Below are 16,284 nucleotides of genomic sequence, written 5' to 3'. Positions count from 1 at the left end.
CGTTACTCGGCCCATCCATGAGCCTCGCCTCTGCGAGGCCGCTGCAAGCAGCGTTCAAATCTGCTCCCGCGCTAAGTGTCAATAACCGTTGTCACCCCCAGTCACTGACTTGTTGTTGACCTTAAAATAAATAAGCTCCTGGGGACTGACTCAGCTGCCGCCTTCCTGCAACTCAAATCATTTTGGCTATAGTGTCCGAGTCATCAATCTGGTTTTGTCTTTACATAACGCATAACAATGGATGCCGTAACCCAAAGCCGCCAAAACTACCGTCAATAGCATAACTGTCACTGTCGCCAAGAGCGGCTGGCTGATATATGCCGATACCAACATACTGGCCACAAAGCACAAACCGAGTTGTAGGGTGTTCTGCAAGGCCGCCGCTTTGCCGGTATTGTCTGGAAACGGCATTAATGCATTCGCTACGATAATAGGGTAGCAGGCACCATTCACAAGCGCCATTAAGCAGAAAGGGATAAGCAACGTGAGCAATGATGGCGTTGTTAAGGTGGCGAGCAAGTACAGGGCAATCATGCTGCCAGCATAGCCCACTAACAGCCAGGGGAGCAGGGTGTTCCCTTTTACGTGGGCAAGTGCACTGCGGCAACCAAATCCACCAAGCAGGAAAGCCAGTGTCTGTGGGACATAACTCAGGCCAATAACATTTGGGCTGTATCCCATATTTTCCAGAATGAAAGGTGAGCCAGTTAGCCAGGCAAAGAAGCCGGCACTACAGGCAGCAAAGATCATGACGTTGCCACTGAATGTAGGTGATTGGAGTAGTTGCCAGAAACTCACCGTATTTTTAGGTTGGTCGCTGTTGTCGGTGCGTGTTTTTTTCCTTTCTTGCAGCACCGTCGTTGGGATCAGCAATAGCAGCGTAATGGCTAACAGAACCACAAAAATTGATCGCCAACTGAAGTAGTTTAGTAACCAAGCACCTAATAACGGAGCCAATGCGGGTGATAAGGCAACCAACGGCATTATGGTGGCAAATACGCGGTTAGCCTTCCCGTCGCGATAGCGGTCTACCACTAAAGCTTGCCAACTCACTGCCGCTGAACAGACACCCACGGCTTGTATGAAGCGTAGAACCAACAACTGAGTGGCATTTTCAACCCATAACATCCCTAAGCAACCGATGGAAAATAACCCTAAACCCGCTAACAGCACAGGCTTGCGGCCCAACTTGTCTGAAAGAGGACCCCAGATAAGCTGTGCTATGGCAAAACCGGCCAAAAAAATACTTAAACTGGCGCTGATGGCACCGGCGGTGGTTTGCAGCTCACGCTGCATTGCACCGAAGGCAGGTAGATACATGTCTGTGGCCAAATAGCCCAGCATACTCAGGCCGGCCAGATAGAACATGAAACTGGATGACGTTTTCATTCTTTATTTCTCTTTTATCATAATTGTGCAGGTAAATTATTTGTGTAGGAAAAGATTGCTACAGAATACGGTTATTGTCGTCACTGGTTATTGTTACAAAAGTTTTTGTCAAAAATGGCTATCATCACAAGTTTTAGCTATAAAAAATGGTTTTTATAAAAATTATTGTCATCAAAAATGATCGTAGGGAAATCGTTGCGGGGCGCATTCTATCCAATGGGATCTTCTGTTGTGAAACGGTAATATTTGCAAGATGCTGTTAAAAAATTTGATGGCAAGATGATCAGGCTAAAAGGTAGGCAATAATGTGGTCAGAATACTCTCTGGATGTGGTCGATGCGGTCGCACGAACTGGCAGCTTTAGTGCAGCAGCACAAGAATTGCACCGTGTGCCTTCAGCGGTGAGTTATACCGTTCGGCAATTAGAAGATTGGCTTGCGGTACCCCTGTTTGAACGACGTCATCGTGATGTGGAACTGACGGAGGCTGGTGTCGTTTTTCTTAAAGAAGCCCGCGATGTTATCAAAAAAATGAATGACACACGCCGTCAGTGCCAGCAAGTTGCGAATGGCTGGCGCGGGCAGTTAAACATTGTGGTAGATAAAATCGTCAAACCTCAGCGTAGTCGTCGTTTAGTGTTGGATTTTTACCGTCATTTTCCTGATGTTGAATTACGTGTGCGCTATGAGGTTTTTAATGGGGTCTGGGATGCACTGAGCGATGGCCGTGCGGATATTGCCATAGGTGCAACCCGTGCCATCCCGGTGGGTGGGCGTTTTGTCTTTCGTGATATGGGATTTCTTAGTTGGCTGTGCGTTGTGAGTGTCGATCACCCATTAGCGTTACTATCAGGGCCGTTAAGCGATGAACAATTGCGGCCTTATCCCTCACTTTGTCTGGAGGACACGGCACTCAACTTACCCAAGCGGGATACATGGACGCTGGATAACCAGCAACGATTGGTCGCCCCGGATTGGTCAACAGGGATCGATTGTCTGTGTGCGGGGCTGTGTATGGGCATGGTGCCCGCCCATATGGCATCGCCCTTGATTAAACAGGGGGAATTAGCGGTGATTACGTTGGCAGAGCCGTTGCCCGATAGCCCATGCTGTCTGACATGGGAGCAGAATAATCACTCTCCTGCACTGGCTTGGTTACTCGATTATCTAGGTGACAGTGTCACGCTAAATACTGAGTGGCTAAGGGATGATAGCCAATAACCGCAGGGAATGCGGTTATTCGAATCGGGCTGGTAGTGCTGAATACGATCAGCCAAAGCAAGAATCAGCGGCGATAATCACGGAAGGGGCCATCAGCAACGGAACGACGCTCCACCAGTTTAGGATGCACCTCTATGGTCTGCGGATCTTCACGCTTACTGACAATACGGTCCAGCAACATGGCAAAGGCGGTTTCGCCTAATCTCTCTTTGGGTTGATGGATAGTGGTCAGTGCCGGTGAGAAGTAGCGCGCATTACGCACATTATCATACCCGATCACCGAAATATCTTGTGGTACCCGCAGGCCCAGTTCGTCGGCGGCACAGATTGCGCCCATCGCCATGATATCACCGCCACAGAACACCGCCGTTGGGCGATGTTTTTGTGTCAGAATTTGATGCATGGCTTTATAACCGGATTCTGGCTCAAAATCGCCCTGAACAATCCACTCTTCACGTACGGGGATATTGGCTTCTTCTAAGGCTTTAAGGAAGCCTTGATGACGGCCACCACCGGTATTGCGCACCAATTGGCCAGGTATCGCACCAATATCACGATGCCCGCGTTCAATCAGATAACGGCCCGCTAAATAGCCACCTTCAAATGCGTTATCAATGATAGAGTCAGTAAAATCGCCACGGGCAGTCCCCCAGTCCATCACGACCATAGGAATATTGCGATAATCCTCTAGCATCCCCAGCAGTTGATCTGGATATTCTGAGCACATCACCAATAAACCATCGACACGCTTTTGTGCCAACATCGCCAGGTAGGCTTTCTGTTTATCCAGATTATTATGAGAATTACATAAAATCAGCGTGTAACCTTTGCTATAGCAGCTATTTTCTACCGCTTCGATCACCTCAGCAAAATAGGGCGCTTCGCTGGACGTTGCCAGCAAACCAATCGACTTGGTGTGATTCACTTTCAAACTGCGGGCGACAGCACTGGGTGAATAATGCAGTTCTTTAATGGCGGCCCACACGGCAGCCTTAGTATTTTCGGCGACGAAACGAGTCTTGTTGATAACGTGCGAAACGGTGGTCGTGGACACACCCGCGTGTTTGGCCACATCTTTAATCGTTGCCATAAAAAGAATGACTCCTAAACTGGCCGGTTGAAACAGGTCAGTATCATGTTGATCGTTTGCCTGCGTTACCCGCAAATCACTCAGACAGCAACAAGATAGTCGGCTGGATAGTCGTGTCAGCGGGTTGTCCTAGAGTATTTATTGGATGTTATTAGTCGGTACGCAGTTATGAACTGCGAATTTTGGCTGATCTGGAGGAAAAGTGAAAGGGGTAATCAAAGTTATAAAGTGCGTAATGAGCACAAGATTTTTTTTCTTATCTGTGGGAAAATCATTCCACACACTAACTATGTGCCTTTTTCTTACTAAAAATTAACCGGCTAAGGAGCTTTTATGGATACCAATTTGAAAATGTCGTTGATTACGACCGTTGGTGCGCTGGCGATGATCATTATATTTAGCTTCGTGGCGGTGATGAATTAAGTCAACTGTTGCCGGTGAATGGTAATAATAAGGGCGGTTAAACCGCCCTTAATTGTCTTATCGATGTCGCTTGTATACGGCTACCGCTTACTCTTCACGCTCTCAGTCTAAATTTTTCTCAGCGAAAGACCAGTTAACTAATACCCAGAAATTATCCAGATATTTTGGCCGCGCATTACGGTAATCAATATAGTAAGCATGTTCCCACACATCTACGGTCAACAGGGGTTTATCTGTCGTTGTCAGCGGTGTTCCGGCATTAGAGGTACTGACAATCGCCAATGTGCCATCCGCTTTTTTGACTAGCCACGTCCAACCTGCGCCGAAATTTTTCACGGCAGCATCAGTAAATTGCGCTTTAAATTCAGCGAATGAGCCAAAAGATTTATTAATGGCATCGGCGATTTTTCCGGTAGGTTCACCGCCTCCATTTGGAGACAGGCAATGCCAGTAAAAGGTATGGTTCCAAACTTGGGCCGCATTATTAAACACGCCACCGTTGGCGGTTTTCACGATCTCTTCCAGTGATTTTCCTGCAAACTCAGTATCTTTAATCAGATTATTGAGATTGACCACATAGGTGTTGTGGTGTTTACCATAATGGTATTCCAGCGTTTCGGCAGAGATGTGGGGTTCCAGCGCATTTTGCGCGTAAGGTAACGCAGGTAATTCAAAAGACATAGCTCTCTCCTTTCGGGGTTGCTCAGGGTGTTCGCTCTTCAAATCCTATCCACCATCGTTAACTGGAGTGGGGTGAAGAGCGGTTAAAAACGATATTTTTATGTTTTTGTTGTGAGTGCTCATCTTAACAATTTCTGCCAGAGATAACAGGTATAACCATACGGTTAAATGGGTTGTTAATCGAAAGGGGGAGTATCCACGGCATCGATGCCATTGATACGTTTTTGCAAAAAGAGAGACCCGGTCGTTAAACCGGGTGCTCAGTCAAGGCCAGAAGGTTTTACTGACAGATGCTTTTACTCGCGAATATTTTTACTAACAAATAGTTTTTACTAATGAAGAGTTGTTACTAACGAATAGTTTTAGGTGTGACGACACGGCGTGCGCCGACATAGTGATCTTGCCAGTAATCATTATTCAACATACTGATACGAATCTCCTCACCGGTACGAGGAGACTGAATAAATTTGCCGTTACCTAAATAGACACCAACATGGTCTGCGACACCGCGATTGGCGATATTGAAGAAGACTAAATCACCACTTTCCAATTCAGTGCGCTTAACGGGGGCGGCATCACGTAAGTGATACATTTCATTAGCCGTTCGTGGCATTTTTATTTTGACGACATCTTTGTAAGCGTAATAAATAAGCCCGCTGCAATCGAAACCGGTATTAGGGGAGCTGCCACCCCAGCGGTAGGGCTTACCAACTTGTTTCATCAGTTTGCTCATCGCAGTTTGTTTCGCTTTTTGGTAACGCTTTTTGTGTGCTGGGCTGAGATTAAGTTTGTTATTTGCTGCCAACTCGGTACTAGCCTTGCCTTGAGATTTATTTCGATGCCGCCCATACGGCGTTTTGGCTGTTCTTCTGACCGATGTCCCTTTCTTATTGGCCGCAGTTTTACTCTCAGTTGTCTGACTACTGTTTGTTTTATCGCGGGGTGTTTTATTAGATATTGTTTTGTTAGATGCTGTTTTATTGCGAACGACTTTGTTGGTACTTGTCTTATTGTTGCCTGCTTTACGAGGCTCATTTGCCTTCTTCAGTGCATTCTTGCTGGTAGCGTCTTTCGTGGTGGCGATTTTACTTCTCTTTGTACTCTTATCTGCTTTACGCTTTTTACGATCATCAGGACTGGCTTGGCTAACATGTCCCTTTTTCTGTTCAACAGACGAATGAGTTTGCGGTGACGCATGCGCCAAATTTAAAAATAGCTGGGTAAACAGCAGCACAAACAGCGTAAGCATTAAACGCATAATAACGCTACCAACCTTGGCCCTGAAACGAATATGAAGAGTGACAGTATTGCCGAAACTCACGATATAACAAAGCAGAGAGCTGTAGGATTTTAGTCGATATTGTGAGAAAACGTTAATGGCGCTGCCATTGTCGTTTTTTTATTCTGAGAGTGAACTTAAATCGACCATCCGTCAACGGGTTAATCGACGAGTAGGGACGCTACCTCATAGATAAGATAATAGTGAGGGGATAGGATCAAAAATGTTATTATTAAGGTACATATTTGTAGCTGACGCGATACCCATTATCTCGACGAATAAAGTCCATGCAAAAGATGGCGTTTTATTCCTGCCGTGACAGTCGCTACAATAGTCCGGATACGATAAATAAAATGCGATTACTTTGAGCAAAAGATAATACACGTTGTAGCCATAATATGGCTTGAGGAAGCAAGAATGACGACGATTGATAAAATTCAGCGCCAGATAACAGAAAACCCGATCCTGCTTTATATGAAGGGTTCACCTAAGCTGCCAAACTGCGGTTTCTCTGCTCAGGCTGTACAGGCGCTGTCTGCTTGTGGTGAGCGCTTTGCCTATGTTGATATTTTGCAAAACCCAGATATCCGTGCTGAGTTGCCAAAATATGCAAACTGGCCGACGTTTCCGCAACTGTGGGTTGACGGTGAGCTGGTTGGCGGTTGCGATATTTTGATGGAAATGTATCAACGTGGCGAGTTACAAACGTTATTGAAAGAAACTGCTGATAAATATCGCTCACAAGAAGATCAGCCTGCCGCAGAGTAATTTGTGTGAGTCGGCCAATACGATGAGCTAAGTCTGTATGAATGGTTGATCGATATGACAAACCAAGATGTGATAAATAAAAAGGTGGCGTAAAGGCCACCTTTTTTAATTACAAGACCTGTGTTACTCAGATTCTGCCGCTGGCAACGGCCAGCCACCCAATTTTTTCCAGCGATTAACCAACTCACAAAATAGCTTCGCCGTTTGCATGGTGTCGTACAATGCAGAGTGCGCCTGACTGCTGTCAAACGGGATGCCTGCGGTCAGGCAGGCTTTTGCCAGCACGGTTTGCCCCAAGACCAACCCACTGAGAGCGGCGGTGTCGAAAGTGGCAAACGGATGGAACGGGTTCCGCTTCAAGCTGGCACGTTCAGCGGCGGCCATAACAAAGCTGTGATCAAAATTGGCATTGTGTGCCACGATAATGGCCCGGTTGCAGCCTTTATCTTTGATTCCCTTACGCACGGATTTAAAAATGGCATGCAAGGCATCATGTTCGCTGACGGCACCGCGCAGAGGATTTGTTGGATCGATCCCATTAAAGGCCAGAGCCTCTGGCTGCAGGTTGGCGCCTTCGAAAGGTTCCACATGAAAATGCAATGTTTCATCAGGTAACAGCCAGCCCTCTTTATTCATCTGCAAGGTTACCGCGGCAATCTCGAGTAATGCATCGCTCTGGGCATTAAAACCTGCGGTTTCTACATCAATTACTACTGGGTAATACCCACGAAAACGGCCACTCAGGGCGTTAAGGTCACTTTTGTCTGCCATCAGTTTCTTATCTTTATCGAATTCAGCGCGCATTATGTCAAATTTTTGCGAGGGATGCAGGGGGTTAATTGTGATAAGTAAAAGGCACCTCGACGGCGCCTTTAAGTTAATCAGTTTCCGAGGCCGTCACCCGCGCTCTTATTCTCAATTAACTCTATTTTGTAGCCATCCGGATCTTCAACAAAAGCAATAATGGTATTTCCGCCTTTTACTGGGCCAGCTTCACGGGTGACATTACCGCCTGCCTGGCGAATTTGATCACATGTTGCGGCGACGTCATCAACACCCAGAGCCAGATGACCGAATGCGGTGCCCATATCGTACTGGTCAACGCCCCAGTTATACGTCAGTTCAATCACCGAACCTTTACTCTCATCGCTATAGCCTACGAATGCCAACGAGTATTTATATTCAGTATTTTCGCTGGTTCGCAGTAAACGCATCCCTAATACCTTGGTGTAGAAATCGATAGAACGTTGCAGGTCACCGACGCGGAGCATGGTATGGAGTAAGCGCATAATTTCCCTCTGTTTACATTTTGCCCGACGGTCTGGCAAGAGTGAATAAAATCAGGTTCAAGTATAGCCCTGGTAATTAAATTAGTTCAATGGGTTACAGAGAATGAATAGGCCACTTTACATTTTGGGGTTTGAAAATAAGCCAGATACTCTGTTGCTGACCATTTTGCTGATGTAGATGACGGCAATAGCCTGCATTCTTGCCACTCATTGATTCTCTGCATTAGTATACTGTCTTACTTTTTGGGAGGGTAATCAGCGCCACAATTTGGCGGTCTGCATCTGTATATTCTAGATAGGCCCAGTTTCCAACCAGTAACAAACCCAAAACGTTTTAGTGAAATTAAAGTGTATTTAGAACACGATGGCGTATGGCGACATCGATCACGGATGCGCATCGGTGCATAGGCACGATATAAGAGAACGAATCTAATACTTAGCCATTTGAGCACGTTACACTTCTTTCCTGAACGTAATCACGTAGTAATGTGTCAGTGTGGATTTGTTTCCACCAAAGCAGCCTGGTTTCTCATCAATACCAATGGTATCAATACGCTGGAATTCCCAACCCTCAGAGGCCCAAGAGTTCACAACTTCTTCAAGATACTGGGCCGCAATACCGTTTTTGTTAGCTTTGGCATTGACAGAAATATTAGGCGGAATCTGTACCATCTTGTATGTAAACATTTAAATACCCATAAAATTAAAGTGGTTAAATATTAAGTGACCAGACAGAAAATACAAGCACTTAAATAAAAAACTTCTAAGTGTTGCGGACACTTTATCGCCAAAAATAAAACAGCCAGTTAGGCTATTAGTCTAACTGACTGTTATTGAAAGATTTAATTTACAGACAAATTACAACGTTGGGTAATCGGTATAGCCCTTCGCACCGCCGCCATAGAAAGTATCGCCGTCAGGCTCATTCAGTGGCGCGTGTTGTTGCAGGCGCGTCACCAAGTCTGGGTTGGAAATATAACTGCGACCAAAGGCCACCGCATCAATGAACCCTTTTTGAATCAAGCATTCAGCTTTCTCTACGCTGTAAGCGCCAGCACCAACAATAACACCGTTAAAATGAGCACGGACAGCAGCACGGAACGTATCAGAATAAGGCTTACCGCCTGCCCAGTCTGGCTCGGAAATATGTAAATAAGCAATGTTACGCTTATTCAATTCATCAATCAGATACAGTGCGGCTTCTTCTTGGTCTTCACCATTATCGAGGCCATTAAATGGGCCTAATGGCGAAATACGGATGCCAATCCGGTCAGCACCCCATTCAGCGGCGGTGGCATCAACCACTTCCAACGTCAGACGGGTACGGTTTTCAATACTGCCACCATATTGGTCAGTACGCTGATTGGAGGCTGGGGACATGAATTGATGCAGCAGATAACCATGAGCTGCGTGCAATTCAATGTAGTCAAATCCTGCCTCACGGGCATTGGCGGTTGCCTGACGGAAATCATTAATGATGCCCGGAATCTCTTCTGTCTCCAACGCTCGCGGAGTAGAGCAAGGGACACGTACCCAAGATCCTGTTTCATCGCGCACGGTGGTACGGGTATCTGCGGCAATAGCCGATGGTGCGACAGGAGCCTGCTGGTCTGGTTGTAGACTGTTGTGGGAAATACGGCCTACGTGCCAAAGTTGTACGGCAATATGGCCACCCTCATTATGTACATCCTGAGTCACTTTTTTCCATGCGTTCAACTGTTCTTGTGTATGTAGCCCCGGAGCGCCAGCATAGCCTTTCGCCTGAAAAGAAATCTGAGTGGCTTCCGTGATAATCAAGCCCGCACTGGCCCGTTGACGATAATATTCAGCCATTAACGGTGTTGGGATATCACCAGGTTCAATACTACGCAAGCGGGTGAGAGGGGCCATAAAGACGCGGTTTGGCAAAGTGAGCGCGCCAACCTTTAATGGGGAGAATAATTTAGCAGTTTTCATGGATCGTCCTGTATTAATAGACCAGTCAACTAGTGACTGGGTAAATCCTGAAAAACATAAAAAGTCAGTGTCAGGATCGGTAGATTACTAGGCTGGTTGTAATATGAGTTCAATGCTTTCCAGTGCACAAGTCAGTGGGGCGACAGAGTGTTTCACTTTTGCCCGCAGTGACGCGCCTAGCCACAAGGCGTAGAGCGTTTCTGCAGTTGCCGCCGGAGAGAGCACCGTTCGCAAAGAGCCTTCGTCAATTCCGGCTTCAATGGCATCTTGCAAGCGGCCAATCACTCGAGCAGTGCCGATATCCAACGCATGGCGCATAGGTTCGGATAAATCACTCACCTCAGCGGAGAGTTTAACCGCCAGACACGCGTTGTGGCATTCACTCCCACAATAGTTAGCAATAGATTGAGCAAAATAGTGTAATAGATGATGGCGTTTATCGCCCTGTGAACCGGCTAACAGGCTTTCCATCTCCGCATCATAACGGTCAAAATAGCGCTGGAGCATGGCCTCGCCAAACACCTCTTTTGAACGAAAATAGTGATAAAACGAGCCTTTTGGGATACCCGCGGTGGTCAGCAGCAGACTCAGCCCCATGCCATTAAAACCGAGACGTAAACTGAGCCTTTCACCTGTGGCGAGCAGATGCTCTCGGGTGTCTACATGTGTATGCTGTATTATGTTCATACGGAGAGCCTAATAGACCGATTGGTCTAGGTCAAGAAAAAAATGCCAGCAAGGGTGTTGGCATTAAGTCTATAGTCTCTCTGTTTTCTACCGTTAATATACAGTTTTATATTTTTAACGAACTGTTTTACATGACTAATATTTTTGTTGAGGGAAATATCCTATCCAAGGCCACGGCTGGCTTTTCGTTGATACACCAATCGCTATTGCAGACTCCGGCATTTTTGCAGTAAATCCATGCCTGATAAGTATTCGTTGGTCTGAATATTTACCATCCCTAATAGGGTATGGAAGAGATTATCCTGAGACACTTCATCCTGCTGTGCGCTATGCAATAAGCATTGACGGTCAATACCATAGTTTTTTGTATATTCTGATGATAACCACATCAGAAAAGGGATATGCGTTTGCTGGCTTGGGGCAAATACATAAGGTGTGCCATGTAAATAGATGCCATTTTCACCGAGTGATTCACCATGGTCTGAAAGATAGACCAACGCTGTATTAAATCGGTCACTGTGCTGTTGCAACAAGGCAATGGTATCATCCAGCATAGCATCAGTATAAAGAATAGAATTATCGTATGTATTGACCAGTTCTTGGGCGGTGCAGCCCTGAATCTGGTTGCTATCACAAGTTGGGGTGAATTTAGTCAACTCCGGGCTGGTACGGCGATAGTATGCGGGCCCGTGGCTTCCCATTTGGTGTAAGACGATTACACCATCATTCTGTAATCCATTAATATAGTTATCCAGTTGATATAAAAGTGCATTATCTAAACACACCCCATCCTGACAATTTGCGTTCAGTTGCAATTGCGTCACATCCTGGTGTGGAATACGGTCACAGGCACCTTTACAGCCACCATCATTTTCACGCCACAATACACTCAACCCAGCGTGCGCAATAATATCCATTAACCCTTCCTGATGACTCGCCAGGGAGGCGTCATAACTTTTGCGTGGCATATTAGAGAACATACAGGGGACAGATACCGCCGTTTCAGTGCCACAGGATGAGGCATGTTTGAAATAAGTGATATCTTGTTGTTGCAGGCGAGGGTTCGTTTCTCGAGCATATCCGCCCAATGAAAAGTTTTCTGACCGCGCGGTTTCACCAACCACCAAAATCACCAGCGTTTTCTTTTGTTGTGCATTAATCACTGGGCCTTTATGGGCGTCTTCACCTATTTTTACCAATGGCATGTTACTGATAAAATACTTGTGTTTGGCAAATTGAAAACTGCCGCTGACAAAATTTGATGGTGTCAGCATTTTAACGATACTTTTATTATTGCGGATCAGTGACGCATAATCTTTATAGAACAATGCTGCGATAAGAAAAATTATTACCATTGACATCAAAATATTTGCCACCCGTAATCCCAGCATATACCACCAAGGGCGAGTCGCTCGAATTCGCACAAAACAGACAATCATGGCAGGTAAAATACCTAATGTTATTAACCATAATGCCATGCGAGGAGTGAAAAGGGCGGTTGCTTCCTGTGAGTTAGTCTCAAAAGCATTTTGCATCATATTCGCGTCGATAACGGCACCATAGCTGAACATAAAGTAGTTAGCCACAGCACTGCCCAACAGGAATAAAATAATAATGGGCTTACGTAATAGTGGGAGTGTTAATAAGCTAAAAATAATATTTAGTGCACAGAAAATAACGACTGGAATGGTTGCCGCAAAAAAATAGCTGTCGCTATTGTCGAAACGGATCAACGACCAGGCTTTATAAATAAACAGTGCATTTTGGAAGAAGGTAAAAAACAGTGTACAGGCCAGAATAAATGTTAATCCGTTACACTGTAATTTATATCGAGCGTTCATTGTAAAAATTTAACCTTACCGTTCATTCATTACCTAAAGAATATCGAGTGAAACTTAAGATAACCTTAGCGGTAGCAGGGCGTCACCGAGCTTACGCTGATATTGGCGAAAATAGCGACTTGCCAGCAGCGGAGAATCAGTCTTCAATTAAGGTATTAGTCGTAGGAGGCAGCGTGGCTCAGCAACTTGAGTTTTTTGATATTCCCAGCCCTTGCCGCGGTATCTGTCAAACAGATGACCGTGGCTTTTGTCGTGGCTGTTTTCGTAGCCGTGATGAGCGTTTTAATTGGATAAAAATGGATGATGGGCAAAAACGGGAAGTACTACGCTTATGCCACCATCGTTTACTGCGCCTGAAACGAGCGAACAAACAGCCGGATGAGCCATTGCCGGAACAACCCTCGTTGTTTTAATCGTTTTGTGCTTTTCAGGTAATTTTGGGCTCTCAACCATCCGATAAACCCTCAATTCATTGATACAGGGGGTGATCCTGGCTGCCGGTTGTGTATGCTTGTTGGTAGATTAACAAATGAGGTAGCTAATAATGGATACACGTAGCCAACTGGCTCCGCTTGGGCCTGAATTCTCGCGCATAATTTGTGGCTATTGGCGTCTGATGGAATGGGGCATGACGCCAGAGCAATTGTTGGTTTTTATGGAACAACATATTGAGCTAGGCATAACGACCGTCGATCACGCTGATATTTATGGTGGCTATCAATGTGAACAGGCATTTGGTCAGGCGCTGCGTCTTAAGCCTTCGCTGCGCGACCAAATGGAGCTGGTGAGTAAGTGTGGTATTGCAACGACGGCGAAGCCAGAGCATGCGCTGGGTCATTACATTACAGACAGTTCACATATTGTACATAGCGCCGAGCAATCGTTGGCCCATCTGCATACCGACTATCTGGATTTACTGTTGATCCACCGGCCAGACCCTCTAATGGACGCCGACGAAGTGGCAGAAGCCTTCACCCAGTTACACAAAAGCGGCAAAGTGAAATATTTCGGTGTATCTAATTTTACGCCGACCCAATTCAGCCTGTTGCAATCGCGTTTGCCATTCTCACTGGTCACGAATCAGGTGGAAATTTCACCGTTGCACCAACCTGCGATTACGGATGGCACATTGGATGCCTGCCAACAGCTACGAATTAAGCCGATGGCGTGGTCTTGCCTGGGTGGGGGGCGTTTATTTAGCGATCCAACATTCCAAGTGCTACGTGACGAATTGCAGACTATTGCTGACGAAATCGGTGCTGAAAGCATCGAACAAGTGGTTTATGCCTGGGTGCTGCGCTTACCTTCGGCACCGTTACCGATTATCGGTTCCGGCAAAATTGAACGTGTTAAAGCCGCGTGGGAATCACTTTCTCTGACAATGACCCGCCAGCAGTGGTTCCGCATTCGTCGGGCCGCGCTGGGTTACGATGTCCCTTAATCTTTCTCTGCGCCAGTCACTCTCAGGCTGGCGCAGTTTTACTTTTTTGGGTGGGTACTGTCAGCTGAAACGTTTCTATTCTATTCAATAAAGCCCTCAAGCGTTTCTCTTATTTCTACAGTGATTATGTTATCTGCAGTAATTATATTATTTGTATTAATTATGTTATCTGCATTAATTATATCATCTGTATCAATTATATTATGCGTATCGGAGCAGGACTCTGTTTATTCTGGCTAGACCTATACAAACTTTACTCTCGCTGGCCGAAAGGGGAATATATAACCGCTCCACATTCATCTATCTATATCGAAAGGGAAACGAATCCTCTAACAAAAGAGAAGTATTTGAAATATTGATGATTCATATCAATTTACCCACGGCTTATATCTATAAAGGCGTGCTAACGACAATGACAAAAATTGACAAATCTATTAACATAAGACGTTGAGTTCGCCAAAGGAGATCCGATTTCGCAGTAGATAGTGGTGCAATATCTATGTCATCTGCCTGAGTCAAACGATCTTAAATATTGGTAAAAAATAGATTGATACACCCAAAGCCAAACCTGAAAGTGAGGCGATGCTGGGTAATGAGGATACTCGTATTAGGTTAATCCTTAAGAGGTAATGTATCGTTGATACATCATTTTTTCTAAAGAATTGCTCGTATTTATTGCTATTATCCTAGCATCGACGGTATATATACATTTGTGTTTTTAATGTTAATTACCCAAAATAGACTGGACTCTGGGAGTTATGCTAGCACGCTAATTAAAAGGAGGGGCAATTGGAATCGACATTAGGATCTGATCTAGCACGATTAGTTCGCGTTTTGCGCGCATTAATTGACCATCGGCTGAAACCGTTGGAACTGACCCAAACACATTGGGTTACTTTGTATAACATTAATCGTTTACCACCTGAGCAATCACAGATTCAACTGGCGAAAGCGATTGGTATAGAACAACCATCATTGGTTAGAACCTTGGATCAACTGGAGGAAAAAGGTTTAATCACACGGCATACTTGTGCAAATGATCGTCGTGCTAAGAGGATAAAATTAACGGAACAGTCTTCACCGATAATCGAACAGGTTGATGGCGTGATTCGTTCCACCCGTAAAGAAATACTTGGAGGGATTTCATCGGATGAAATTGCATTGTTATCAGGCCTAATCGATAAGCTTGAGAAAAATATTATTCAATTACAAACTAAGTAATAATTTAAAGTTCAAAGACTTTATTCACAGCAGAACGAAACAAGATCTACAGTACAAAAAACAAACCGGGGTTCGCAATGAACCCCGGTTTTTACTGTTCTGATTTTAGCTATCGAGTTGATATACCAATTACCGGGTAACCTATCAACGCGGGCTGACGGTTATTGTGCTGCCGCTATTGGCGAGCATGACACGTTGACCGACGCTGAACTGAGTTGGGCCTTGCTTCTGAACGACTAGAATAGTTTGCCCGTCGTCTTTACGGATCTCCAGTTGTACACCGTCAGTACGGTTCAGTGCCCCCTGAACGCCTTGCCCTGCAATACCACCGGCAACTGCGCCTGCTGCGGTTGCCAAGCTACGGCCTGTACCACCACCAACAACATTACCAAGGAAACCACCTAATACAGCACCACCAATGGCACCGACTACGTTGTTATCATCACCGCTCTGAATAGTTACCGGGCGAACAGAAAGCAATGTGCCGTAACTCACCGTCTGTACTTGCTTAGCCTGGGATGCGGTAAACACATCACCTGATAAGGTGTTGTTGTTGGAGCAACCGGTCAAAGTAACAACAACGATAGCAACGGCGACGAATGGCTTAATCATAAAAACTCCTATTAAAATTGCATAACCGCATTACGGTTCAATATGCTTGGGATATCCAAATCCGGCACTGTCAAAAGCTCAGTACTTGCACAAAGTATGGCTTACCCAGGTGTTTATTTCACTACTTACTTAATTTGAATGCTTGCTTTATCTGTTATCTATGATTGACAGGCCGCAGCTTAGCGCTTTGTGCTTTAACCAATATTAAACGGTGGATTGACTTTCTAACAGTAAGAATTGAGGGAGTGCAAGGGACAAACATCCGTAACAGTGACTTTTATGTGACCATGACGACAAATAAAAAGCATTCTTTCAAGATTGTTCCAGTGGCGATATACACTTAAAAAAGTATATCTTTTCATAGTGTTAATTTTATATACCTAACGC

18 protein-coding genes are annotated in these 16,284 nt (G+C 45.3%); 6 read left to right on the top strand and 12 right to left on the bottom strand.

The features are described 5' to 3' along the window. Positions 1–186: 186 nt before the first annotated feature. Positions 187–1,389, bottom strand: a complete 1,203-nt coding sequence (punC, locus tag AC971_RS06090) for a purine nucleoside transporter PunC (RefSeq protein ID WP_025384028.1) — start codon at positions 1,387–1,389, stop codon at positions 187–189. A 305-nt stretch (positions 1,390–1,694) separates the two neighbouring features. On the opposite strand from punC, the gene punR reads away from it, so the two are divergent. Continuing rightward, positions 1,695–2,609, top strand: coding sequence for a DNA-binding transcriptional activator PunR (punR, locus tag AC971_RS06085; RefSeq protein ID WP_025384027.1), 915 nt, complete (start codon positions 1,695–1,697; stop codon positions 2,607–2,609). 64 nt (positions 2,610–2,673) lie between these two features. On the opposite strand, the gene purR is transcribed toward punR, so the two are convergent. After that, positions 2,674–3,699, bottom strand: coding sequence for an HTH-type transcriptional repressor PurR (gene purR, locus AC971_RS06080; protein WP_025384026.1), 1,026 nt, complete (start codon positions 3,697–3,699; stop codon positions 2,674–2,676). 333 nt (positions 3,700–4,032) lie between these two features. Between purR and cydH the strand changes: the two genes are divergently transcribed. Then, positions 4,033–4,122, top strand: a complete 90-nt coding sequence (gene cydH / locus AC971_RS24195; RefSeq protein ID WP_002216285.1) for a cytochrome bd-I oxidase subunit CydH — start codon at positions 4,033–4,035, stop codon at positions 4,120–4,122. A gap of 102 nt (positions 4,123–4,224) precedes the next feature. Here the strand turns inward: cydH and sodB are convergent, their stop codons facing one another. Together sodB and AC971_RS06070 are read right to left on the bottom strand one after the other, a co-directional pair. Continuing rightward, a complete protein-coding gene (sodB, locus tag AC971_RS06075; protein WP_025384025.1) occupies positions 4,225–4,803 on the bottom strand; it encodes a superoxide dismutase [Fe] in 579 nt (192 codons plus the stop codon). 349 nt (positions 4,804–5,152) lie between these two features. Further along, entirely contained in the window at positions 5,153–6,061 is a 909-nt protein-coding gene (locus AC971_RS06070) for a C40 family peptidase (protein ID WP_025384024.1), read from the bottom strand. Between the two features lie 438 nt (positions 6,062–6,499). On the opposite strand from AC971_RS06070, the gene AC971_RS06065 reads away from it, so the two are divergent. Then, a complete protein-coding gene (locus AC971_RS06065) occupies positions 6,500–6,850 on the top strand; it encodes a Grx4 family monothiol glutaredoxin (protein ID WP_002210946.1) in 351 nt (116 codons plus the stop codon). A gap of 123 nt (positions 6,851–6,973) precedes the next feature. Here the strand turns inward: AC971_RS06065 and rnt are convergent, their stop codons facing one another. From rnt to eptA, 7 genes are all read right to left on the bottom strand, one after another. After that, positions 6,974–7,621, bottom strand: coding sequence for a ribonuclease T (gene rnt / locus AC971_RS06060; protein WP_072081275.1), 648 nt, complete (start codon positions 7,619–7,621; stop codon positions 6,974–6,976). Positions 7,622–7,731: 110 nt separating this feature from the next. Then, the gene (gloA, locus tag AC971_RS06055; protein WP_025384022.1) at positions 7,732–8,139 is read right to left on the bottom strand and encodes a lactoylglutathione lyase; all 408 of its coding nucleotides are present in this window, start codon (positions 8,137–8,139) and stop codon (positions 7,732–7,734) included. Between the two features lie 236 nt (positions 8,140–8,375). After that, a complete protein-coding gene (yidD, locus tag AC971_RS25725; protein ID WP_071825512.1) occupies positions 8,376–8,591 on the bottom strand; it encodes a membrane protein insertion efficiency factor YidD in 216 nt (71 codons plus the stop codon). Between the two features lies 1 nt (position 8,592). Then, positions 8,593–8,826, bottom strand: coding sequence for a hypothetical protein (locus AC971_RS06050; RefSeq protein ID WP_025384021.1), 234 nt, complete (start codon positions 8,824–8,826; stop codon positions 8,593–8,595). A 171-nt stretch (positions 8,827–8,997) separates the two neighbouring features. Next, positions 8,998–10,095: an alkene reductase gene (gene nemA, locus AC971_RS06045; RefSeq protein ID WP_025384020.1), complete on the bottom strand. Its 1,098-nt coding sequence runs from the start codon at positions 10,093–10,095 to the stop codon at positions 8,998–9,000. 87 nt (positions 10,096–10,182) lie between these two features. Next, complete coding sequence (locus AC971_RS06040) at positions 10,183–10,782, bottom strand: TetR/AcrR family transcriptional regulator (RefSeq protein ID WP_025384019.1); 600 nt, start codon at positions 10,780–10,782, stop codon at positions 10,183–10,185. 203 nt (positions 10,783–10,985) lie between these two features. Next, a complete protein-coding gene (eptA, locus tag AC971_RS06035; RefSeq protein WP_025384018.1) occupies positions 10,986–12,623 on the bottom strand; it encodes a phosphoethanolamine transferase EptA in 1,638 nt (545 codons plus the stop codon). A 173-nt stretch (positions 12,624–12,796) separates the two neighbouring features. Between eptA and AC971_RS06030 the strand changes: the two genes are divergently transcribed. The 3 genes from AC971_RS06030 (at position 12,797) to rovA (ending at position 15,285) form a co-directional block, all read left to right on the top strand. Further along, on the top strand, positions 12,797–13,036 hold the full coding sequence (locus tag AC971_RS06030; RefSeq protein ID WP_025384017.1) for a DUF1289 domain-containing protein: 240 nt from the start codon (positions 12,797–12,799) through the stop codon (positions 13,034–13,036). Positions 13,037–13,167: 131 nt separating this feature from the next. Further along, on the top strand, positions 13,168–14,064 hold the full coding sequence (locus AC971_RS06025) for an aldo/keto reductase (protein WP_025384016.1): 897 nt from the start codon (positions 13,168–13,170) through the stop codon (positions 14,062–14,064). Positions 14,065–14,853: 789 nt separating this feature from the next. After that, positions 14,854–15,285, top strand: a complete 432-nt coding sequence (gene rovA, locus AC971_RS06020; protein WP_025384015.1) for a virulence master transcriptional regulator RovA — start codon at positions 14,854–14,856, stop codon at positions 15,283–15,285. Between the two features lie 144 nt (positions 15,286–15,429). On the opposite strand, the gene AC971_RS06015 is transcribed toward rovA, so the two are convergent. Next, complete coding sequence (locus AC971_RS06015) at positions 15,430–15,897, bottom strand: outer membrane lipoprotein (protein ID WP_025384014.1); 468 nt, start codon at positions 15,895–15,897, stop codon at positions 15,430–15,432. Positions 15,898–16,284 lie beyond the last annotated feature (387 nt).

The organism is Yersinia similis (genome assembly GCF_001053095.1).
GTDB lineage: Bacteria > Pseudomonadota > Gammaproteobacteria > Enterobacterales > Enterobacteriaceae > Yersinia > Yersinia similis.
Note: the sequence above shows the minus strand (reverse complement) of the source record. Positions and strands in the feature narration are given on the sequence as shown.

Bases quoted from the DNA above. Each gene is read 5' to 3' on its own strand.
- gloA (WP_025384022.1), bottom strand. From the start codon at position 8,139: ATGCGCTTACTCCATACCATGCTCCGCGTCGGTGACCTGCAACGTTCT.
- sodB (WP_025384025.1), bottom strand. From the start codon at position 4,803: ATGTCTTTTGAATTACCTGCGTTACCTTACGCGCAAAATGCGCTGGAA.
- nemA (WP_025384020.1), bottom strand. From the start codon at position 10,095: ATGAAAACTGCTAAATTATTCTCCCCATTAAAGGTTGGCGCGCTCACT.
- rnt (WP_072081275.1), bottom strand. From the start codon at position 7,621: ATGGCAGACAAAAGTGACCTTAACGCCCTGAGTGGCCGTTTTCGTGGG.
- AC971_RS06070 (WP_025384024.1), bottom strand. From the start codon at position 6,061: ATGCGTTTAATGCTTACGCTGTTTGTGCTGCTGTTTACCCAGCTATTT.
- AC971_RS06025 (WP_025384016.1), top strand. From the start codon at position 13,168: ATGGATACACGTAGCCAACTGGCTCCGCTTGGGCCTGAATTCTCGCGC.
- punR (WP_025384027.1), top strand. From the start codon at position 1,695: ATGTGGTCAGAATACTCTCTGGATGTGGTCGATGCGGTCGCACGAACT.
- AC971_RS06040 (WP_025384019.1), bottom strand. From the start codon at position 10,782: ATGAACATAATACAGCATACACATGTAGACACCCGAGAGCATCTGCTC.
- AC971_RS06050 (WP_025384021.1), bottom strand. From the start codon at position 8,826: ATGTTTACATACAAGATGGTACAGATTCCGCCTAATATTTCTGTCAAT.
- AC971_RS06015 (WP_025384014.1), bottom strand. From the start codon at position 15,897: ATGATTAAGCCATTCGTCGCCGTTGCTATCGTTGTTGTTACTTTGACC.
- purR (WP_025384026.1), bottom strand. From the start codon at position 3,699: ATGGCAACGATTAAAGATGTGGCCAAACACGCGGGTGTGTCCACGACC.
- cydH (WP_002216285.1), top strand. From the start codon at position 4,033: ATGGATACCAATTTGAAAATGTCGTTGATTACGACCGTTGGTGCGCTG.
- punC (WP_025384028.1), bottom strand. From the start codon at position 1,389: ATGAAAACGTCATCCAGTTTCATGTTCTATCTGGCCGGCCTGAGTATG.
- eptA (WP_025384018.1), bottom strand. From the start codon at position 12,623: ATGAACGCTCGATATAAATTACAGTGTAACGGATTAACATTTATTCTG.
- AC971_RS06065 (WP_002210946.1), top strand. From the start codon at position 6,500: ATGACGACGATTGATAAAATTCAGCGCCAGATAACAGAAAACCCGATC.